Here is a 2,507-nt window from a genome sequence, read left to right as displayed (position 1 = left end):
GGGATTGTCGGCGCTGGGATTCACCACGCGGATATCGGGGTAGTAGATGTCGGCCGAGGGCGGCGCGCTCTGCACCTGGCCGTTCTCCCCTTCGACCGACAGGATAAGCGCCGGGTCGGGGGAGTCATTGCTCGACTTGCCGGTGGCGATGTCAAACGCGCCATAACGGATGAACAGTTGCTCCAGCCCCCGCGTGCGCAGCCGGACGACGATCTCGGCCGGCCACGTCCCCTCGGCCAATGTCGCCTCGAAACCGCCGATGCCGCTGACACTGGTCACGTCAATAAGCGCCTGCTCGCCACTCACAGTCACAGTTGCCGCGTCGTCTACCCTATCAAGTATTATGTCAATCACCGCTGCCTCCTGCCCGGCGCGGCAACCGGCCGCCATAACCAGTAATGACAGCCCCATCACCGTCAACCGTAGGTATCGTTTGATCATCTGTCCTCAGTAGCAATCTGCGTAATCTGCAAAATCTGCGGATTCTTCACTTCTTCTCTTCGATCTCCATCTTCTTGAGCCGGTACAGCACCTCTTGCGTCAACTGCCGGTGCTTGCCGCTGATGTCGGCCTGGATGCCGAACAGGACGATGAGCGTGCCGACGAGCAGCAACCCTGTACCCAGCGTCAGCGATTGGATGAAGCGGCCGACGCCGCTCTCGCCGCTGAAGTAGTTGATGAAGAAGCGCACCCACAGCGCCAGCCCGGCCAGCAGGAAGGGCGCGGCGATGTAGCTAAACGTTCGCAGCGGCTCGTAGAAGGCGTAGAGGCGCAGGATGGTCGCCGCCTGGGCCTTGACGAAGTGCCACATGTTGCGCTGCAAGCGCGAGGGGCGCGTCGGTGGGTTGGTCGTCACCGGCACGCTCTCGATGCCCAGGTTCAGCTTGCCAGCCTGGATGATCGTTTCCAGGGTGTAGCTGTAGCGGGTCAGGATGGTGAAGTGCAGCGCCGCCTCGCGCGAGTAGGCGCGGAAGCCGCTGACCGCGTCGGGCACGTCGGCCCCGCTAACGTTGCGCACCATCCAGCTGCCCAGGGCCAGCAGCCGCTTCTTCAGCGGCGAGAAGTGGGGGATGCTCTGCACCTGGCGGTTGCCGATGACCATGTCGGCCCGCCCCGCCACCACCGGCGCGACCAGGTCAGGCACGTACCGGCCAGGGTACTGGTTGTCGGCGTCGGTGTGGACGATGACGTCGGCCCCCAGCCGCAGGCAGGCATCGATCCCTGTCTGGAAGGCGCGGGCCAGCCCCAGATTGCGCGGGTGGCGGATGACGTGATCCGCGCCGCAGCGCAGGGCTACCTCGGCCGTATCGTCGTCGCTGCCGTCGTCGATGACCAGCGTCTCGATGCAGTCGATGCCGGGGATGGCGCGGGGCAGGCCGGCCAGCGCCAGCGGTAGCGTCTCGGCCTCGTTGTAGCAGGGGATCTGGATGATAAGCTTCATATCTCTAGAAACCGAGTTTCTTCCGATAAACCCGGTTTCTAGGATTGTACCAGACAAATGGACAGTCAATGAGCGCCAAACGGACTGTCAGACGGGGGCGCGGTTCATTATCCTACGTGTGTACGTCGCGGGTTTACAAATTGGTGCGGGGTAGGGGCAGGTTTCAAACCTGTCCCTACAACCACCGTCACCATGTAGGGGCAGGTTTCAAACCTGCCCCTACAACCATCGTCACCATGTAGGGGCAGGTTTCAAACCTGCCCCTACAACCACCATCACCATGTAGGGGCGGGTTTCAAACCCGCCCCTACAGTAACCCATAAAATTCGAGGTAATGAAGTGCATGGAGGTAACATGAAAAGCGTAGCGATGCTCGTAGTCGTGGGGCTGTTGCTGTTCGTTCTGGCGGCGTGCGGTGGGGCAGCGAGCGCTCCGGCCGAGCCGGCGGTGGCGGACGTCACGGCCGAAGTCGCCGCGCCCACGTCCCAACCGACCGCAGCCCCAGTTGAACCCACCGCCGCGCCCACAGCCACGGCCGAACCGACGGCCAAACCCACCAAGGAGCCGCCGCCGGAAGTCAGCCTGGCGACGTTGGTCGGTTTGTTCACGCAACACGACGACCAGGCCGGGGGCAACAACTGGCTGCTGTTCAACGAGGATGGCACCGTCGCCGGGCGACACGGGCCGACCTTTGACACGGGTCTCAAGGTATTTGAGGGGACGTTCAGCCTTGACGGCAACGTGCTGACGCTGATCCTGCCGGAGGAGTGTCTCGATGGCGAGCGGTACGAACTGCGCTTCGCTACGGCCACGCAGCTGCACTTCGACGTGCTCGACACAACCTGCGACGCCTATGCCGATGACTTTCAACGCCTCCCCAACTGGAAGCGCGTCGAACCCTAAATGAATGAACCACGGATTTGCACGGATTTGACGGATGAACACGGATTCAATCCAACGTTCAATCCATATTTATCCGTCAAATCCGTGAGAATCCGTGGTTCATTTATTCCGCGCGGCCGGCGAGGATGTCGTCGATCTCGATGAGGTGCAGCCCCTCCCACAG

The 2,507-nt window shown here is 62.2% G+C and carries 3 protein-coding genes; 1 reads left to right on the top strand and 2 read right to left on the bottom strand.

Going from position 1 to position 2,507, the window contains the following annotated elements; all coding sequences use genetic code 11:
- On the bottom strand, nucleotides 1–441 hold a 441-nt coding region (locus ACE3UY_RS13455; protein WP_374688023.1), incomplete at its 3' end, for a hypothetical protein.
- A 46-nt stretch (nucleotides 442–487) separates the two neighbouring features.
- Nucleotides 488–1,441 (bottom strand): glycosyltransferase family 2 protein, encoded by a 954-nt coding sequence (locus tag ACE3UY_RS13450; protein WP_374688022.1) that lies wholly within the window; start codon nucleotides 1,439–1,441, stop codon nucleotides 488–490.
- Between the two features lie 354 nt (nucleotides 1,442–1,795).
- On the opposite strand from ACE3UY_RS13450, the gene ACE3UY_RS13445 reads away from it, so the two are divergent.
- The gene (locus ACE3UY_RS13445) at nucleotides 1,796–2,344 is read left to right on the top strand and encodes a hypothetical protein (RefSeq protein WP_374688021.1); all 549 of its coding nucleotides are present in this window, start codon (nucleotides 1,796–1,798) and stop codon (nucleotides 2,342–2,344) included.
- Nucleotides 2,345–2,507: the final 163 nt, after the last annotated feature.

Origin of the sequence: Promineifilum sp. (SeqCode), from assembly GCF_041918635.1 — a bacterium.
Taxonomy (GTDB): domain Bacteria; phylum Chloroflexota; class Anaerolineae; order Promineifilales; family Promineifilaceae; genus Promineifilum.
Note: the sequence above shows the minus strand (reverse complement) of the source record. Positions and strands in the feature narration are given on the sequence as shown.